This window comes from Metabacillus hrfriensis, from assembly GCF_030127205.1.
GTDB lineage: Bacteria > Bacillota > Bacilli > Bacillales > Bacillaceae > Bacillus_P > Bacillus_P dongyingensis.
In genome coordinates, this window is sequence record NZ_CP126116.1 from 1,866,749 (window position 1) to 1,882,767 (window position 16,019).

General features: G+C 39.8%; 15 protein-coding genes and 1 riboswitch. Of the genes, 13 read left to right on the forward strand and 2 right to left on the reverse strand.

All coding sequences use genetic code 11. From position 1 onward, the window contains the following. Positions 1 to 81: 81 nt before the first annotated feature. From QLQ22_RS09260 to QLQ22_RS09305, 10 genes are all read left to right on the forward strand, one after another. Positions 82 to 672, forward strand: a complete 591-nt coding sequence (locus tag QLQ22_RS09260; protein ID WP_284016529.1) for a cell wall hydrolase — start codon at positions 82 to 84, stop codon at positions 670 to 672. A 284-nt stretch (positions 673 to 956) separates the two neighbouring features. Then, entirely contained in the window at positions 957 to 2,432 is a 1,476-nt protein-coding gene (locus tag QLQ22_RS09265) for a spore germination protein (protein WP_284016776.1), read from the forward strand. Positions 2,433 to 2,451: 19 nt separating this feature from the next. Then, on the forward strand, positions 2,452 to 3,552 hold the full coding sequence (locus QLQ22_RS09270) for a GerAB/ArcD/ProY family transporter (protein WP_284016530.1): 1,101 nt from the start codon (positions 2,452 to 2,454) through the stop codon (positions 3,550 to 3,552). Beyond that, complete coding sequence (locus QLQ22_RS09275; RefSeq protein ID WP_284016531.1) at positions 3,542 to 4,615, forward strand: Ger(x)C family spore germination protein; 1,074 nt, start codon at positions 3,542 to 3,544, stop codon at positions 4,613 to 4,615. Before QLQ22_RS09270 ends, QLQ22_RS09275 begins: the two co-directional genes overlap by 11 nt. A 90-nt stretch (positions 4,616 to 4,705) precedes the next feature. Next, positions 4,706 to 6,031: a polysaccharide biosynthesis protein gene (locus QLQ22_RS09280; RefSeq protein ID WP_284016532.1), complete on the forward strand. Its 1,326-nt coding sequence runs from the start codon at positions 4,706 to 4,708 to the stop codon at positions 6,029 to 6,031. A gap of 85 nt (positions 6,032 to 6,116) precedes the next feature. Continuing rightward, positions 6,117 to 6,218: riboswitch (purine riboswitch) on the forward strand. Positions 6,219 to 6,366: 148 nt separating this feature from the next. Continuing rightward, positions 6,367 to 7,560 (forward strand): NupC/NupG family nucleoside CNT transporter, encoded by a 1,194-nt coding sequence (locus QLQ22_RS09285; protein WP_284016533.1) that lies wholly within the window; start codon positions 6,367 to 6,369, stop codon positions 7,558 to 7,560. 105 nt (positions 7,561 to 7,665) lie between these two features. After that, positions 7,666 to 9,174, forward strand: coding sequence for a spore germination protein (locus QLQ22_RS09290; RefSeq protein ID WP_284016534.1), 1,509 nt, complete (start codon positions 7,666 to 7,668; stop codon positions 9,172 to 9,174). Between the two features lie 15 nt (positions 9,175 to 9,189). Then, positions 9,190 to 10,299 (forward strand): GerAB/ArcD/ProY family transporter, encoded by a 1,110-nt coding sequence (locus tag QLQ22_RS09295; RefSeq protein ID WP_284016535.1) that lies wholly within the window; start codon positions 9,190 to 9,192, stop codon positions 10,297 to 10,299. Beyond that, positions 10,296 to 11,417 carry a Ger(x)C family spore germination protein gene (locus QLQ22_RS09300; protein ID WP_284016536.1) on the forward strand — a complete coding sequence of 374 codons (1,122 nt, stop codon included), beginning with the start codon at positions 10,296 to 10,298 and terminating at the stop codon, positions 11,415 to 11,417. The genes QLQ22_RS09295 and QLQ22_RS09300 overlap by 4 nt, the downstream gene beginning before the upstream one ends. Before the next feature lie 98 nt (positions 11,418 to 11,515). After that, entirely contained in the window at positions 11,516 to 11,878 is a 363-nt protein-coding gene (locus QLQ22_RS09305; RefSeq protein WP_223441575.1) for a cytochrome-c oxidase, read from the forward strand. Positions 11,879 to 11,959: 81 nt separating this feature from the next. On the opposite strand, the gene QLQ22_RS09310 is transcribed toward QLQ22_RS09305, so the two are convergent. Together QLQ22_RS09310 and QLQ22_RS09315 are read right to left on the reverse strand one after the other, a co-directional pair. Then, positions 11,960 to 12,094 (reverse strand): hypothetical protein, encoded by a 135-nt coding sequence (locus QLQ22_RS09310; protein ID WP_275976749.1) that lies wholly within the window; start codon positions 12,092 to 12,094, stop codon positions 11,960 to 11,962. Between the two features lie 67 nt (positions 12,095 to 12,161). Further along, entirely contained in the window at positions 12,162 to 12,716 is a 555-nt protein-coding gene (locus QLQ22_RS09315; protein ID WP_223441577.1) for a GNAT family N-acetyltransferase, read from the reverse strand. Between the two features lie 336 nt (positions 12,717 to 13,052). Between QLQ22_RS09315 and QLQ22_RS09320 the strand changes: the two genes are divergently transcribed. From QLQ22_RS09320 to QLQ22_RS09330, 3 genes are all read left to right on the forward strand, one after another. Then, complete coding sequence (locus tag QLQ22_RS09320; RefSeq protein WP_284016777.1) at positions 13,053 to 13,436, forward strand: sporulation-specific Dnase NucB; 384 nt, start codon at positions 13,053 to 13,055, stop codon at positions 13,434 to 13,436. Positions 13,437 to 13,459: 23 nt separating this feature from the next. Then, positions 13,460 to 13,873, forward strand: coding sequence for a competence protein ComJ (gene comJ, locus QLQ22_RS09325; protein ID WP_223441582.1), 414 nt, complete (start codon positions 13,460 to 13,462; stop codon positions 13,871 to 13,873). A gap of 210 nt (positions 13,874 to 14,083) precedes the next feature. Continuing rightward, positions 14,084 to 15,988: a heavy metal translocating P-type ATPase gene (locus QLQ22_RS09330; protein ID WP_223441584.1), complete on the forward strand. Its 1,905-nt coding sequence runs from the start codon at positions 14,084 to 14,086 to the stop codon at positions 15,986 to 15,988. Positions 15,989 to 16,019 lie beyond the last annotated feature (31 nt).

Here is a 16,019-nt window from a genome sequence, read left to right on the forward strand (position 1 = left end):
ATGATTCTGGTGAATAAAGCTGTTAGGCTATAACTTGTACTTCTAACAGACGAATCCGAATGAAAACTGGGAGGTTTACAAATGAAGAAAGCATTCTTTACTTTTACTATCATTTCTGCACTTACCTTTTCATTATTTGGGTTTGAAAAAGCAGAGGCAGCAACAAAACACGAAGTTAAAACTGGTGATACTTTATGGCTGATCGGCAAAAAGTACGGAGTATCCATTAAAGAGATTCAATCCCTTAATCATAAAAGCGGTCAATTATTATATGTAGGCGAAAAATTACAGGTGCCTCAGTCGATTTCAGATGAAGATAAGGATTTATTGGCCCGCATCGTTCATGCTGAAGCAAAAGGTGAGCCGTATGCAGGAAAAGTAGCTGTGGCAACAGTTGTCTTAAACCGTGTGAAAGACGATCGTTTCCCGGATACAATCAGAGACGTTATTTATCAAAAGCAATCTGGCATTTACGCGTTTTCTCCAGTTGAAAACGGCTCAATTAATGAACCTGCTGATGAAGAAGCTGAAGAAGCGGTTCAAGAAGCCTTGGCATATGAGGGTATGGGAAATGATTCTGTCTATTTCTATAATCCTGTAACAGCTGAGAGCGACTGGATTCGAACTAGAGAAGTCACACTTACAATCGGAAGACACACATTTGCAAAATAAATAATGGCAGCTCCCGTCCTTTTGGATGGGAGTTTTTTTGTTGTTAGATCAGTGTTTGTCATTAGCCTTAACTGAACAAAGCTGCATCTTTAGCGGATTTTTAAAAATTTATATTGAACTTTTTTAATTTTACTTTCCTCTTTTCGCTAATAAATTTGGAAAACTTCCTGACTTATTGCTGCGTACAAAAACTCTACAGTTTTTTCTGGCCTGAATAATTTATAAAGCGGGAGGAAATATAAGGGAAAGTACGATCGTGAAGCGTGGTGGAAATCGTGAACAAGATGTATAAGCAGAATGGCAAACCAAAGCCGTCGATGGCTGAAACAATTACTTGCTTTAAGGCCTCATCAGATTTTGTGCAATATGAGCACAATGCAAAAGAGGTTAAATTCTGGGTGTCTTACATTCGGACAGTTGCAGATCCGCAGACTTTGCATGAGAGCATATTATCTCCTTTACTCAAGGAGAAATGGAGTACACTTCATCAACTGAAAGAAATTGTACCAATTGAAGAAATCATTGTCACGATTGACACGGATATAGTTTCGGAGAAATTGCTGGAAGGCTATATCATTATTTCATTCTCTGAATATGGAAGTCCGTGTGCATTATTAAGAGCTACATTGAATAAAGCAAGGGACATCTCTCTGCCTGAAGTTGAATTCAGTGTAGTAGGTCCGAAAGAAGCATTTGTAGAAGCGATTGAATTTAATATCAATCTGATTCGGAAAAGAATTCAAGTGCCGCAGCTCCGAATAAAAGAAATGCAAATTGGCGATTTGTCCAAAACAAAAGTTGCTGTTCTTTATATTGACAGCATAGCAGATGAAGAAAATGTAAACACGATTACTCAGCGGTTAAGAGATATTACGTATGATCAAATAGGCGACAGCGGTTATGTTGCCCAATTCATTTCGGATAATCATAATTCTCCTTTTCCGCAGGTGCTTGATTCTGAACGCCCTGACAGGATAGCTGCTGTGCTGGCAGAAGGAAAAATAGCTGTAGTTGTCGATGGATCTCCGCAGGTTTTAATCGGACCGACAACTCTAGTGGAATTTTTCTCATCCTTCGAAGATTATTATTTAAATTGGGTACTGGCATCTTTTTTCAGGCTGATCCGTGTGTTTGCTGTTGCGTTTTCCATCCTTGTTACACCAGTATATGTAGCGACACTGACGTTTCATTATGAATTAATTCCAAAGGATTTACTGAACACGCTTGTAACATCCAGGCGGGAAATTCCTCTGCCTCCTATATTAGAAGCACTGTTTTTGGAGCTTACAATTGAATTGCTCCGGGAAGCTGGAGCACGATTGCCGACAAAGGTCGGCCAGACAATCGGTATCGTAGGCGGTATCGTTATTGGAACGGCATCTGTTGAAGCTGGCCTGACCAGTAACGTTCTGCTGATCATCGTTGCATTGTCGGCACTTGCATCTTTTACCACGCCGGTTTACAAGATGGGCAATACAATTCGACTGCTGAGATTTCCATTTTTAATTTTCGCCCAAATGTATGGTCTACTTGGCATCGTATTATGTTTTTGTTTTTTAACTACTCATCTCTTAAGGCTGACATCTCTCGGGAGGCCCTTTTTGGTGCCGGTTTATCCGCCCCGAAGCAGGGACCTTAAAGATGCGATTATCCGTTTTCCTTTCTCTACATTAAGCAAGAGACCAATGGCCCTGCGGACGAAACAGCCTGATAAATTTTCAACAAAAAAAGCAAGACAGAGACATGATATTGATGAATAGCAGATCGTGAGGTGTTCAGATGAAAAAGATAGCAGAACGGTATCAAGTCTCCCATTTTCTTGCGTTTTTTCTTATTCACTCCCTTCAGTTTGGTGTGGGAGTACTAGGCTTTCAGCGCATTATTTCGCTGGACTCCGGTCACGATGCCTGGATAGCGATTCTTGCTTCAGGAGTCATTGTTCATATCTCAATCTTTTTAATTTATCAGATTTTAAAGGATCAAGAGGGAAACATCCTGGATATTCATAAAAAGATTTTTGGCAAGTGGATCGGCAATGGCTTAAATGCAATTTTCATTATTTATTTTATGGCTCTTTCTATTAACATCCTCCGAACTTATATAGAGGTTATACAAGTATGGATGTTTCCGGATCTGAATGTCTGGATGTACAGCATTTTTTTTCTGATTCTTGTTTATTACATCTTAAATGGCGGGTTTCGGGTGGTAGCAGGGATTTGCTTTTTTGGTGTAGTACTACCGGGATATCTGATTTTCACATTTTTTTTCACACTGAAATTTGCGAATTTTAATAACCTGATGCCATTTTTTGATCATTCCATCAGTGATCTTTTGAAAAGCACGAAGAATATGTCACTGTCAATCTTGGGCTTTGAAGCCCTGTTTATGTACTATCCTTTCTTGAAAAATCCTGAAAAATCAAAAAAGTGGGCACACATGGGTGCAGCTCTTACAACATTCTTCTATTTGATTATTATGCTGTTTAGCATTGTTTATTTTAGTGAAGAGCAGCTTCAGAAAAACGTATGGGCAACACTGACTATGTGGAAAATTGTTGAGATGCCGTTTGTGGAGAGGTTTGAATACATTGGGATCGCAAACTGGAACCTCGTCATCTTGCCGAACGTCTGTTTAACCCTCTGGTGTGCAAGCAGAGGCATAAAACAAATTGTGAAGATAAAACAGAAATACACAATCTTGATTGTCGTCGCCGTCTGTTATGCAGCTGTAAATTTTATTAAAGAACGTGAACAGATTAATTTTATTAATAATCTTCTTGGTGAGGTAGGTTTCTATTTATTTATAGCTTACATTCCGTTAATGTACTTACTCACTTTAATTTATCGAAAATGGAAGGGAGGACGGAAGGTTGAAACGTAAAATGATTGTTCTATTCATTCCGCTGCTGCTTTTAACAGGCTGTTTAGAAAAAGAAATATTGGACGATGTCAATATTATTACGGTAGCAGGCTATGACATGGAAGGCTCCGATCAAATAAAAGGAACTGTTGTCATACCCGTATATAAGAAGGATGCTCCAGTGGAAAGTGAGATCATTGAGGACACCACGTCCTTGGAAGTGAGCAAGGATATTTTAACTCACCTTCAGCGTAAATCATCTGACCCTCTTGTTCTGGGGAAAATGTCAGTTGCCATCTATTCAGAGGAAATTGCTAAAAAAGGGCTTACTACTCTGGTTGATACACTTCAGAGGGATGCAAGTGTAGGATCGAGAGTCTATTTGACAGTTGGAAGAGAGAGTGCCAATTCCATTATGAAGGCGAAATTTGGTAACAGAGGAGCGGCCGCATATATTGCAAACCTGATCCGTCACAATATTGAAAACAGAGATATGCCAAAAACGAACTTGCACATTTTTATATATGATTTGTATGCAAAGGACAGTGACCCCTATTTGCCCATTTTGAAAAAGGGGGAAAGTGATACTGTAGTACTTGATGGACTTGCGCTATTTAAAGGTGACAAGATGGTCAGTGAAATTCCAAATGAAAAGCTGATTTTTTTTAAACTGATTGCTGATAAATATACAGAAGGAACCTATTCACTTCAACTGCCGAAAAAGGAGCTAGCAGCGGTAAAAACCATTTTCTCTAACCGCAAAATAGAAGTAAATAAGAATGATCCAACCAAACTTACGATAAAAGTAAAAATCAGCGGAATTGTTCAGCAGTATACCGGAGGAATGATTACACCTAAAATCAAAAGTGAAATGGAAAAAGCATTTGAAAAAGAGATTATAAACGAATCTAAACAATTGATCGAACAATTTAAAGAAACGGATATTGATCCTCTCGGAATCCAAGATCTATTGGAAAGCAGGATTAGAGGGTTTGGAAAAAAAGAATGGAAAGAGATCTATCCAAAACTGTCTGTAGAGATTAAGCCAGAGGTCATGATAACTGAAACAGGTGTAATTGATTAGGTAAAAACGAACATAAAAACAAATTTTAAAATAATTCAATGACTTGTCTCATAGACTTTTAGAAAGTTCTTCGCCAAGGAGTGAGTCAGCATGAATTCTTTTTTCAAAGGAACCCTCTTATTGATCGTTGCCGCTTTTTTCAGTGAATGCGTCGAATTCTTCGTCAACATGATTTTAGCCAGAGAGCTTGGTGAAGAAGGAATGGGCAGGTATATGTCCATTTTGCCTGTCATATTTTTAGTTGCGGTCCTTGCAAGTCTTGAACTGCCGATTTCTATCTCAAAATACATTGCTGAAAACAAACGGGTCCTGCATTACAGTATGCTGCGCCACGCCTTGCAGATGACAATAGTTGTTACCCTTGCTGTATTGCTGGCAAGCATCGTCCTTTTTTCAGTTACACCTTTGCTTGAGGGATTTCATCCGATTGTAAAATGGCTGATTATTGGCCTAATTCCCATTGCGTCGTTTTCTTCGATTGCGAGAGGATATTTTATGGGTGTTCAGCAGATGGGCAAGATTGCGTTTTCTAATTTTTTAAGAAAAACTGTGCAATTCAGTGTGCTGCTGCTCATTTTCACCATTTTTCAATTTGATCAAAATGCTTTGCTGATTGCGCTCAGTGCTTTTATAGGCAGTGAACTGATTGTATTTGTCTATTTGATCAGTGTGTTTTTTGTACATATGCATGCTCTGAAAAATGAGAACAACACATTTACAACCGGCAAACATGCAAGGCAAAAGCTGCTGTCTGTATCTCTTCCGACTACAGGCCTGAGGATTTTTCATGCCATTACGAATGCCATTCAGCCTTTTTTAATCCAGACAGCCTTAATTTCAGCAGGATTCGGCACGGTTGCTGCAACTGAGCATTTTGGCATGCTGACTGGAGTGGCGATGACAATTGGCTTCTTTCCGGCATTTATTGCTCATTCCTTAATGATCATGCTGATTCCAAACGTGTCTGATTCGTACGGCAAGCAGGATACAAAAACGCTGCGGGTCCTTCTCCAGCAATCGATGTCTTTTACTATGCTTTACGGAATACCGGCCGTATTTATTATTTATCTTTTTGCTGAACCGCTGACATCGCTTTTTTTCTCATCTGATCAGGCAGCCTTTTATCTGAAGCTGCTGTGGCCGTACTTTTTGTTTCACTTTTTCGTCATTCCCATGCAGGCTTATTTAATCGGACTTGGGCTTGTGAAAGACGCTTTTTACCATACTGTCTGGTCGCATATCGTCTCGTTTGGCATGATGTTTTTGCTTGGATCACAGCCCTCGCTGCAAATGGCTGGGATTATACTTGGCATGAATACAGGCATTGTGTTATTAACGCTTATGCATTATGTGACAATCTGCCAGAAAATCGGGATTACCCTTTGGCTTACAGAGCGCAGAAACAGTGTTTACTGATGGTTCTGAAAGATTGAAATACATTTGCTAGTTTGATAATAAGAAAAAGGATTGAAATAGCAATTGTCCCGCTGTAAAATACGGAGATAACTTCATACGTTTTCCTTATATAATCATGGAGATATGGTCCATAAGTTTCTACCTGGCAGCCTTAAAGTGCCGGACTATAAGGAGAGTACGAACAGGTTGTCTGACGCAGAGGTCATTGTTCAAGCTTTCTTTATAAAGTCTTGAACAGGGGCCTCTTTTTTTATTTATTTTAAGACGTCAGACATCTGACCGCGCTAATCATGATTGGAAAACGACTGATGATTTTAATAAATGGGGGCATTCATTTGAGTATTTTATACGGAATCTTATCTCTTGCAGGTATATTAATTCTTGGCTGGCTTTTAAGCAGCAGCCGCAAAAGCATTCCCTGGAAAACAATCAGCATCGGGTTATTGCTTCAAGCTGCTTTGATATTATTTGTAATGAAGGTAAAAGCAGGAGAGATGATTTTAGAGAAAGCGGCATTCGCTGTTCAAAAAATAATTGATTTCAGCAGTGAAGGCATTGAGTTTGTTTTTGGCGGGTTTTATGGTGAAGGAACGAATATTACATTTGTTTTTGCAATAAATGTACTAGCTGTCATTATTTTTATTTCAGCCCTTATTTCAGCCCTGTATTATTTAAGAATTATTCCGTTCGTCGTTAGAATAATTGGTTTATCAATCGGCAAACTTTTAGGTACAACTAAGGTGGAAACGTTCAGTGCTGTCGGAAATTCATTTTTAGGTTTAGTTGAAACTCCTCTGCTGGTGCGGCCATATTTGAAAGATTTAACAAGATCAGAACTATTTGCAATCATGGTTGGGGGAACAGCCTCTGCCAGCGGTGCAATTCTTGTCGGATATTCACTTATGGGAATAGACATGAAATATCTGCTCATCTCAGTTTTCAGCGTTCCGTTTGTTTCTTTAATTACGGCCAAGCTTTTAGAGCCTGAAACAGAGATCTCCAAAACAAATGACAATGTTGCCATGGAAAAAACGAAGCATGCGAATGTTTTTGAAGCAATCGCTGAAGGAGCCGTCAGCGGCGTGTCGCTTGCTTTGAACATCGGTGGTCTGCTGATTGCATTTATAAGTATTCTGGCCCTGATCAATGGAGGGCTTGGCCTGATTGGAACGGACCTGTCAACGATTTTTGGCTATGTATTTTATCCATTTGCCATCATGATTGGCATTCCGTTTGAGGATGCTTTCAGAGCAGCTTCTATTATCGGAACGAAATTATCAGTCAATGAATTTGTTGCTTATCTTGACTTAAGTAAAATGATTGATGAGTTAGATCCTAAAACAGTTGCCATTCTCTCGATTGCTCTTTGTAACTTTGCCAACCTGTCATCCATTGGCCAGCTGATCGTCGGATTGGGATCACTCGAGCCTGCGAAGCGTCCCCTTGTATCTAAACTTGGATTAAAGGCGATCGCCGGGGGAACATTAGCAAGTTTTATTACAGCAGTATTAGTAGGAATGTTTATGTAGGAATAAAAGCACCTTGTTTAAGGTGCTTTTTATTATGATCTTTTTTCATGAAAATGGCATAAATGGAAACACTAAAAGAACCACCTGGCATCGGAGTTGTTTGATATGTTTTTTAAGCAAAAGCAAACAGGGGACAGCACTCAGCCTCCTTCCGTTCAAGAAGTAAGAGAAAGACTGACAAAGGCGATGTCCAGTAATCCGGATTTGACATTCCGCACCATTTTATGCAGTGACAATAACGCTGTGTTAATCGCTTATTTGGTGAACTTAGTTGACATCAGGAGCTTGAGCGAAGATATTATTAAACCGATTCAGAAAGTGAGCAGCACAAGCATTGGCATAGAGGAACTGAATCAGATTATCAGTACAGGAAACATTTCTGCGGCAGAAGGCAGGGAGCATGCCGTTCAGTCTCTGCTGACAGGCGCTGTTTATTTGTATTCATCAAAAGAAAAGAAAAGTCTGCTTGTAAATATTCCCCATATAGACGAAAGGTCGATTGATAAAGCAGAAACAGAGTCGTTGGTATTCGGGCCGAAAATTTCGTTTACGGAATCCATCGGGAAAAATATCAACATGATCCGCGCTAATATTAATGACCCGAAACTGCGGACAGATAAAGTTACAATTGGCGAGAGAGTTAAAACGGAAATTCGGATTGTATATATTGAGGATATTGCAGATCCAGAGAATGTTCAGACAGTAAAACAAAGAATCAGCGATATTGTCATTGATGATGTTTTAGATAGCTCTGTCTTGGTTCAGCTTATTGAAGATAATTCCTTTACAATCTTTCCTCAATTTTTGCTGTCAGAGCTTCCTGATCGATTTTCATATTCCATCCTAAGAGGAAAGGTAGGCATTTTAGTAGACCGCAGTCCGACTGCCATTCTAACACCTACTCAGTTTTTAAGTTTTTTTGAATCAACGGAAGACGTTTATATGCGCTGGAATTTAAGCACGTTTATTCGATTTCTGCGTTTTGCGGCCATGTTGATTTCTGTTTTTGCAACACCTGCTTATGTTGCAGCTCTTACCTATCATTATGAGGTGATTCCGTCTGCATTAATGATATCCCTAGGCCAGTCAAGGGCGAATGTTCCTTTTCCGCCCGTTTTTGAAGCCCTGCTGTTCGAGTTTATTATTGAGCTTCTCCGTGAGGCTGGGGCAAGGCTGCCGACAAAAGTCGGCCAGACGATGGGGATTGTAGGGGGTATTGTCATTGGGCAGGCTTCTGTTCAGGCCGGATTTACAAGCAATATTCTAATCATCATTATCGCACTAAGTGCGCTTGGATCGTTTACAGCTCCAAGCTATATGATGGGTTCTGCCATTCGCATTGCCCGTTTTCCTATGATTATTCTAGCAGGTTTTTTAGGATTAATCGGCATTATGTTTGGGTTATGCTTTATTCTGCTGCATCTCTTAAAATTAACAACGCTCGGCAGACCATATCTTGCTCCGATCTATCCATTCCGCAAAGAGGATCTTAAGTATTCTCTCTTCCGTCTGCCAGTACAATATCTTGCGAAAAGGCCGATCACTAACAGTCCAATTGATAATGAAATGTTTCCGCGAAGACTTGCTGAAAAGAAGAGGGATACTGATGAATAAGAATCAGGTACTGACATGAAAATAAATTTATCCCCTCCTAAAAACCAGATGGTTCAGGCATGGCTGCTCGCTGCTCTCATTTTCAGTGTTCAAAACGGAGTTGGCATTGCAGGCTTTCAGCGGATTATTTTTATGGAATCCAAACAGGATGCGTGGATTTCAATTATTATGGCTGCATTAGGGATTCATGTGCTCATTTTTATGATGTTCAGCATTTTAAAGCAATATGAGAGTGCAGACTTATATAGCATTAATGGTGATCTTTTTGGAAAATACATAGGCAGCCTTCTTAACATGACTTATGTGATCTATCATCTTCTTGCATTTTCGGTCATTCTTGTTGACTATATTCTTATTGTGAAAACATGGATATTTCCTGAGATGCCCGAATGGCTTCTTGGGGCCCTTCTCTTATTTCTCACCTATTATGGAGTGACAGGAGGCGTAAGAGTCCTATTTGGGGCAAGTTTCCTGGTTATTTTTATCACTGCCTGGATGATCTTTATGCTGTTTCAGCCTCTCAGTTATGCTGATTGGAGGATGCTGTCTCCGGTTCTGTCCGCATCTCCGGCGGAATTGCTGCGGGGTGCTTACCGAATGACTTTGACCATGCTTGGCTATGAAGTCATTATGTTTGTCTATCCCTATTTGAAGGATAAAAAGAAAGCACAAAAATTTGCTCACTTGGGCCTTTTTTTTACAACGATACTAGTATTAGTCTTAATGATTGTCGCGATTGTGTACTTTAGTCCAAAGCAGCTGGAAAAAACGGTCTGGGCTACACTTACGATGCTTAAGATTGTTAGAATTCCTAATCTGGAGCGATTTGAATTTATCGCGATTTCCCTATGGATGGTCATCATTCTTCCTAACTTATTATTTTATATGTGGGCAGCTTTTCAAGGACTGAAGAGAACATTCAGAATGAAGGACAAGTGGTCCATTATCGTCACCTCCATCTTTGTCATGAGTCTTGTTTTCACCTTGAATACAGTAGACAAAACCATCAAGTTCACGGATCGCTTCAGCACCTTTGCTTTTATTGCAACAGTCATATTTATCGTCTTTATCTACGGATGGACGCTGATTAAAAAAATGATAGTTAAAAAAGGAAAATCAATATGAAGAAGCTCATTCTCGTTCTTTTATGCTTCATGCTGACTGGTTGCCTGGAACAAAAATATATTGAGAGAATCGGCATGATTACAGCAGTTGGCTATGATCTTGGCAATCAAAATAAAATTAAAGGCACAACAGTGGCTTTTCAATTTGACCCAACCCGTCAGAATGTCTCTCAAATGCTGACATCAGAAGCAAATACAAGCAAAGGAATCAGGGAAGCCATGAACCGGGAAACAAGCCATCATCTAGTTTCTGGGCAGCTGCGTGTCTCGCTGTATGGAGAGGAGCTTGCTAGACGGGGAATCTACACATTTGTAGACACACTTGCAAGAGATGCTTCTGTCGGGACCATGAGCTATTTGGCCGTAGCTTCTCCTGAGGCAGCCTCTATTCTTTCAGCGGAAAACTTAAGTATCACGACAAATGTAGGAACGTATCTGTACAGACTGCTTGAGCAGAACATTAAAAGTGAGCAAACGATTTCGAGCACCCTTCATGAATTCCTCAAAACGTACTATGAAGTAGGTATGGATCCGATTCTGCCAATGATCAGTCTGATGAACGAAAAAAAAGTCACCATTGAGGGGATGGCTCTATTTAACGAAGATAAGATGGTTGGAGTGCTTACACCCGAAGAATCCTTTTATTTGAAACTGATCCGCGAGCATTTCAAATCAGGCTCGATTGAAATGGAACTTCCAAGAGAAGTCATGAAAGAAGCAATAGTCGAGAAAAAAGGGGATGAATCTGTTTTTATTACCATTGACAATATTAAAAGCACGTCAGATATCAGTGTGAAAAATAAGAAAAGCCCTGATTTTAATGTTGACATTAAGATGGAAGCGAGGCTGCTTGAAGTATCTGAAGAACTGGTTTCAGACCAGCAAATTACGACGAGGGTTTTAGAAAAGGCCATCAAACACACTATCAAATCAGAAACAAAGAAATTAATAGAGATTTTAAAGGAAAAAGAATCAGATCCTGCTGGTTTTGGTATAACGTACAAGAGTACATTCGATAAAAGTGATCTTTCCAATGAGCAATGGAGGAGCCTCTACCAGAAGATGAACTTAACAACTGCCATTACAGTTTCAGTCATTAGCATAGGTGTAATGGATTAAAGGATAGTGATCTCCCTTCTTTTTTAATGGACAATTTCTAAATAAGCGCCTGAAGAGCGTAAATTAGATTGTATCTTAAAAAGACGGGAGGTAATCAAATGGGGATAAAAACCATCAAGTTTTCTGTTCTATACTTGGCTTTAGGTCTTCTGCTCGGTCTTTATATGTCGATTGCTGATGATTATACACTCACTTCAGTTCACGTTCATATTAATTTACTCGGATGGACGACACTTACAATTGCCGGAATCTTATATTATTTATTTCCTGAGTTAACGGATCATTTTTTGGCAAAGGCTCACTTTTGGCTTCATAATATCGGACTGCCGGTAATGATGGTTGGCCTTGTATTTACTGTTTCGGGAACGAATAGTCTCTTGCTGCTTACAATCATCGGATCAACCGCAACGGTGATCGGCCTTTTATTTTTTGTATATAATGTTTTGGTGAATTTAAAGTAGAAAAAGAAGAAGGAAGCATTCTGGAATGCTTCCTTTTTGGTTGAAATTAGAATTTAAAATTTTTGCTCGCTTGCGCTTTTTTTAATTCTTATAGGTGAATTCCTGATATTTACCGGTCCCATTGCACTGCATGCACTTTTTCGCAAGAGGAATGAAGGGGTTCGTTCTGATTTTGCCTGCTCCGCTGCAATGTCTGCAAATGACGACTAGTGCCATCTACATGTCCTCCTCTCAAAATAGAAAAGCTGACTTCTGCTTCTATTTTGGGGATAAAACGCTTTTTTTATACTTTTTTTAAAGATCCGGCAAGCCATTCCTCTCTAAGCATGCCCATCTTGATAGAGTCGTAATAGGAACCTTTGTAAAATCTGCATTTGCGGATTCTGCCTTCTTCTCTCATACCTGTTTTTTCAGCCACTCTGATCATTCTTGTATTTCCTGACCAGGTTGTTAAACCGATTCGAATCAGCTTATATTTATCGAATAAGTGCTGTATCCAAAGCTTCAAGGCTTCCGTGCCCGCACCTTTATGCCAATTAGATGGCTGATAAATAACAATGCCGACTTCAAGCCAGTTTGATGGCTGATGTTCCCAGTAGTAGGTAACCATGCCGATTAACTGCTGCTCTACTTCAATGTACATCCTGTCCGGATTCGGATCTTTCGTTTCTTTCTTTTTTTGTTTTTCAAAATCTTTTCTTGTCATTGTACCTATCGGGAAATAGGGGGCATCCCATTTTTTCCATTCAGGCTCTGCCTGTCCATATATAAACTCCCATAATAATGGGATATCCTCCGGTTTTAACCTTCTCAATGTCACTTTTTTCTCATGAAGCATCTTTTATAACAACTCCTTTATTAAGATTTTCTATATCTTTTAATGGATTCCTTTTCCTTAATATCAAGTATTTGTAAAAAGTTTGAAGCGAACCATATCTTTTGTTCTCTGCTCATTGAATTTCCTTTGAATTATCAGAAATAACATTTCTTCATCCATAAGTAGGGTGCCTATGAAACTAGATTTACAAAACTGACATTCAGTCTTAACAATCGTTTTAGATAGGCTTAAACTGCTCTTTTCAATCATGAATTATATTGAAGAGGAAGGAAAAAAACACATTGGAGGATAAACTTGGAAATGAGAAAAATAGTTATTGGACTAATTCTTGTTATGATGGCACTCGCAGGTTTACTTGAGGGACTGGCTCCCGGGAAAGCTGCTGCTTATTCGGCCTATGATGAAATCTTATATTTTCTTATGGATAGGTACCCTGAAACAGGAGATCATGTCAGGGACGCCATTGCTGCCGGGCACTCCGATGTGTGTACGATTGAACGTGATGGAGCAGAGGAGAGAAGGGAAGAGAGCCTTGCCGGAATCCCTACTGAGACTGGATACGATCGAGATGAATGGCCGATGGCTATGTGCGAAGAAGGAGGAGCAGGTGCATCAGTCCGCTATGTCACTCCATCTGATAATCGCGGAGCAAGTGCGTGGGTCGGCAATCAGCTTGAGAATTATCCTGACGGCACGAGGGTTTTATTTATCACTGACTGAATTTCGTAATGGAGTGTGAGTAAATGAAGGAAATAAAAAGAAAAGATGAAATTCTTGTATCCTATCATCAAATAATCATTTCAAATATTGGCATCAGTTCTCCGCATTTTGAATGGTCGGGGCAGGATTATGAAAAAGGGTACGCTGCCGATGAATTTGCGGTTTCATTTGCTGCATTGTCCAATTCATCTGCAGAAATTCAAGTAGTACAAGATCAGCCCCAGCTGAATTTCAAACCTGAATTTACATGCAAAGTACCGTTTCGTGTCGTAAATGGCGCTGTTGAAATCAAAAGTATTTTATCAAAAAAATTAGTCTATGAAATTCCGGCTGGAAACTACTATATAACCTTTTTGGCTATACCGCTTGAAGAAAAAACGAAAAATGGGCTTTACCGCGTCAAATATATATTCCAATTTTCAAAGGCTGGTTTATGACCAGTCTTTTTTTTGTGATCTTATTGATAATTATTATTAAATAAAAATAATAATAATTTTTAATTGAGTTTTGGGCACGTTTTGGTATAATGAGACATATACTAATTCACCAAAGCTGATTTATTGGGGTTTCTGCTGTTCAACAGCAGCATTTATATTTTTATAATGCTTAATGAAGATGATTATTTTTCTCAATTAGGGAGGTATACTATGCTTGTAAATGAAAATGCATATCATCGGGAACATGATGAGAATACAAAATTTGATAGACTAAAAGAATATGGGGAATTGATTGCTGCCATTGTCTCTGGAATCCTTATTTTGATAGGATGGGCCATTCAAACAAATCAGGGGACCGCAGCTGCAGCTTTATTTATATCAGCTTTTTTAATTGGCGGATATGCGAAAGCAAAAGAAGGAATTGAGGAAACACTTGATGAGAAAAAGCTGAATGTAGAATTGCTGATGGTCTTTGCAGCTATTGGTTCAGGAATCATTGGATATTGGATTGAAGGCGCCATTTTAATCTTTATTTTTGCATTAAGCGGGGCGCTTGAAACCTTTACACTGAACAAAAGCCAGCGTGAGCTCTCGGCACTGATGGAGCTTCAGCCTGAGGAGGCTTCCCTGCTTAAAGACGGCAATGAAATAAGAGTTCATGTTTCATCGCTTGAGATTGGAGACTTGATTGCTGTAAAGCCAGGTGAACGAATTCCGACAGACGGTGAAATTGCATCTGGAACAACAAGTATTGATCAGGCAGCAATTACAGGTGAATCCATCCCTGTTGAGAAAAAAGCGGAAGACACTGTTTTCGCCGGCACAGTTAATATTAATGGTTCTATAACAGTAAAAGTAACAAAAAACAGCGATCAAACCCTTTTTCAGAAGATTATTAAGCTCGTTCAATCTGCTCAGTCAGAAAAGTCGCCTTCACAGCAATTTATTGAGAAGTTTGAAGGAACTTATGTAAAAGGTGTATTGATTGCCGTTGCCTTGATGATGGTTTTGCCGCATTTTCTGCTTGGGTGGAGCTTCAATGAGAGCTTCTACCGGGCGATGGTTCTGATGGTGGTGGCCTCACCATGCGCCCTGGTCGCATCTATAACGCCTGCGACTCTGTCAGCCATCTCTAATGGTGCAAGAAATGGCCTGCTATTTAAGGGGGGAGTTCATTTAGAGAAGTTAAGCAAGCTGAAGGTAATTGCTTTTGACAAAACAGGGACGCTCACAAAAGGGGAACCTGTTGTGACAGATGTGAAAATCAGCAAAAATGCAGATGAAGCTGAAGTGTTCAAAGCGGTGCTGTCAATTGAAAAGCAGTCCAATCATCCGCTTGCAAAGGCGATTGTAAGCTATATCGAAAAGAAATATCCATCTCTTCATCCCGAAATGCTGGATGTACAGGAGCAATCAGGTTTTGGCGTAACGGCCAAATGGAAGAATGAAATGTGGAGTGTAGGAAAGCCCGTCGCGGAAAATGAGGAAGAGAACGAGATGGCGGCATTCGGCTTAGAGAGAGCACATGAGGGGAAAACAATTGTCTATGTAAAAAATGATAGCGGGATCGCGGCCGTTCTGAGCCTTCAGGATGTGCTCAGAAAGGATGCCGTTCAAGCGATTGATGAGCTCAAAAAAGCAGGAATTCACACGGTCATGCTGACTGGAGATAATGAGTCCACAGCACAATCCGTGGCAAGTGCTGCAAGAGTAGACCAATTTATTTCGGAATGCCTACCTGATGATAAAGTGGCAGAAGTGAAGAAACTTGGGAAGAAGTACGGTCATACAGCAATGATCGGGGACGGCATAAATGATGCTCCAGCACTGGCTGCGGCGAGTGTAGGAATTGCAATGGGCGAAGGAACGGATGTCGCCCTTGAAACAGCGGATGTTGTCCTGATGAAAAATGATTTGACCAAACTGAAAAAAGCCATTGAAGTCTCCAGGAAAATGGATAAGATTGTGAAACAGAATATCATTTTCTCAATGTCAGTTATTGCACTGCTGATTTGCTCGAATTTCCTGCAGGTGCTCGATTTGCCGCTTGGTGTAATCGGACATGAAGGAAGCACGATCCTTGTTATCCTGAATGGACTGCGGTTATTAAGATAAAAAAATGGACGAAAGGAATCTTTCGTCCATT

Excerpts from the sequence above, each read along its gene's own strand:
- QLQ22_RS09260 (WP_284016529.1), top strand. The coding sequence starts at position 82 with ATGAAGAAAGCATTCTTTACTTTTACTATCATTTCTGCACTTACCTTT.
- QLQ22_RS09265 (WP_284016776.1), top strand. The coding sequence starts at position 957 with ATGTATAAGCAGAATGGCAAACCAAAGCCGTCGATGGCTGAAACAATT.
- QLQ22_RS09270 (WP_284016530.1), top strand. The coding sequence starts at position 2,452 with ATGAAAAAGATAGCAGAACGGTATCAAGTCTCCCATTTTCTTGCGTTT.
- QLQ22_RS09280 (WP_284016532.1), top strand. The coding sequence starts at position 4,706 with ATGAATTCTTTTTTCAAAGGAACCCTCTTATTGATCGTTGCCGCTTTT.
- QLQ22_RS09290 (WP_284016534.1), top strand. The coding sequence starts at position 7,666 with ATGTTTTTTAAGCAAAAGCAAACAGGGGACAGCACTCAGCCTCCTTCC.
- QLQ22_RS09295 (WP_284016535.1), top strand. The coding sequence starts at position 9,190 with ATGAAAATAAATTTATCCCCTCCTAAAAACCAGATGGTTCAGGCATGG.
- QLQ22_RS09300 (WP_284016536.1), top strand. The coding sequence starts at position 10,296 with ATGAAGAAGCTCATTCTCGTTCTTTTATGCTTCATGCTGACTGGTTGC.
- QLQ22_RS09305 (WP_223441575.1), top strand. The coding sequence starts at position 11,516 with ATGGGGATAAAAACCATCAAGTTTTCTGTTCTATACTTGGCTTTAGGT.
- QLQ22_RS09310 (WP_275976749.1), bottom strand. The coding sequence starts at position 12,094 with ATGGCACTAGTCGTCATTTGCAGACATTGCAGCGGAGCAGGCAAAATC.
- QLQ22_RS09315 (WP_223441577.1), bottom strand. The coding sequence starts at position 12,716 with ATGCTTCATGAGAAAAAAGTGACATTGAGAAGGTTAAAACCGGAGGAT.
- QLQ22_RS09320 (WP_284016777.1), top strand. The coding sequence starts at position 13,053 with ATGGCACTCGCAGGTTTACTTGAGGGACTGGCTCCCGGGAAAGCTGCT.
- comJ (WP_223441582.1), top strand. The coding sequence starts at position 13,460 with ATGAAGGAAATAAAAAGAAAAGATGAAATTCTTGTATCCTATCATCAA.
- QLQ22_RS09330 (WP_223441584.1), top strand. The coding sequence starts at position 14,084 with ATGCTTGTAAATGAAAATGCATATCATCGGGAACATGATGAGAATACA.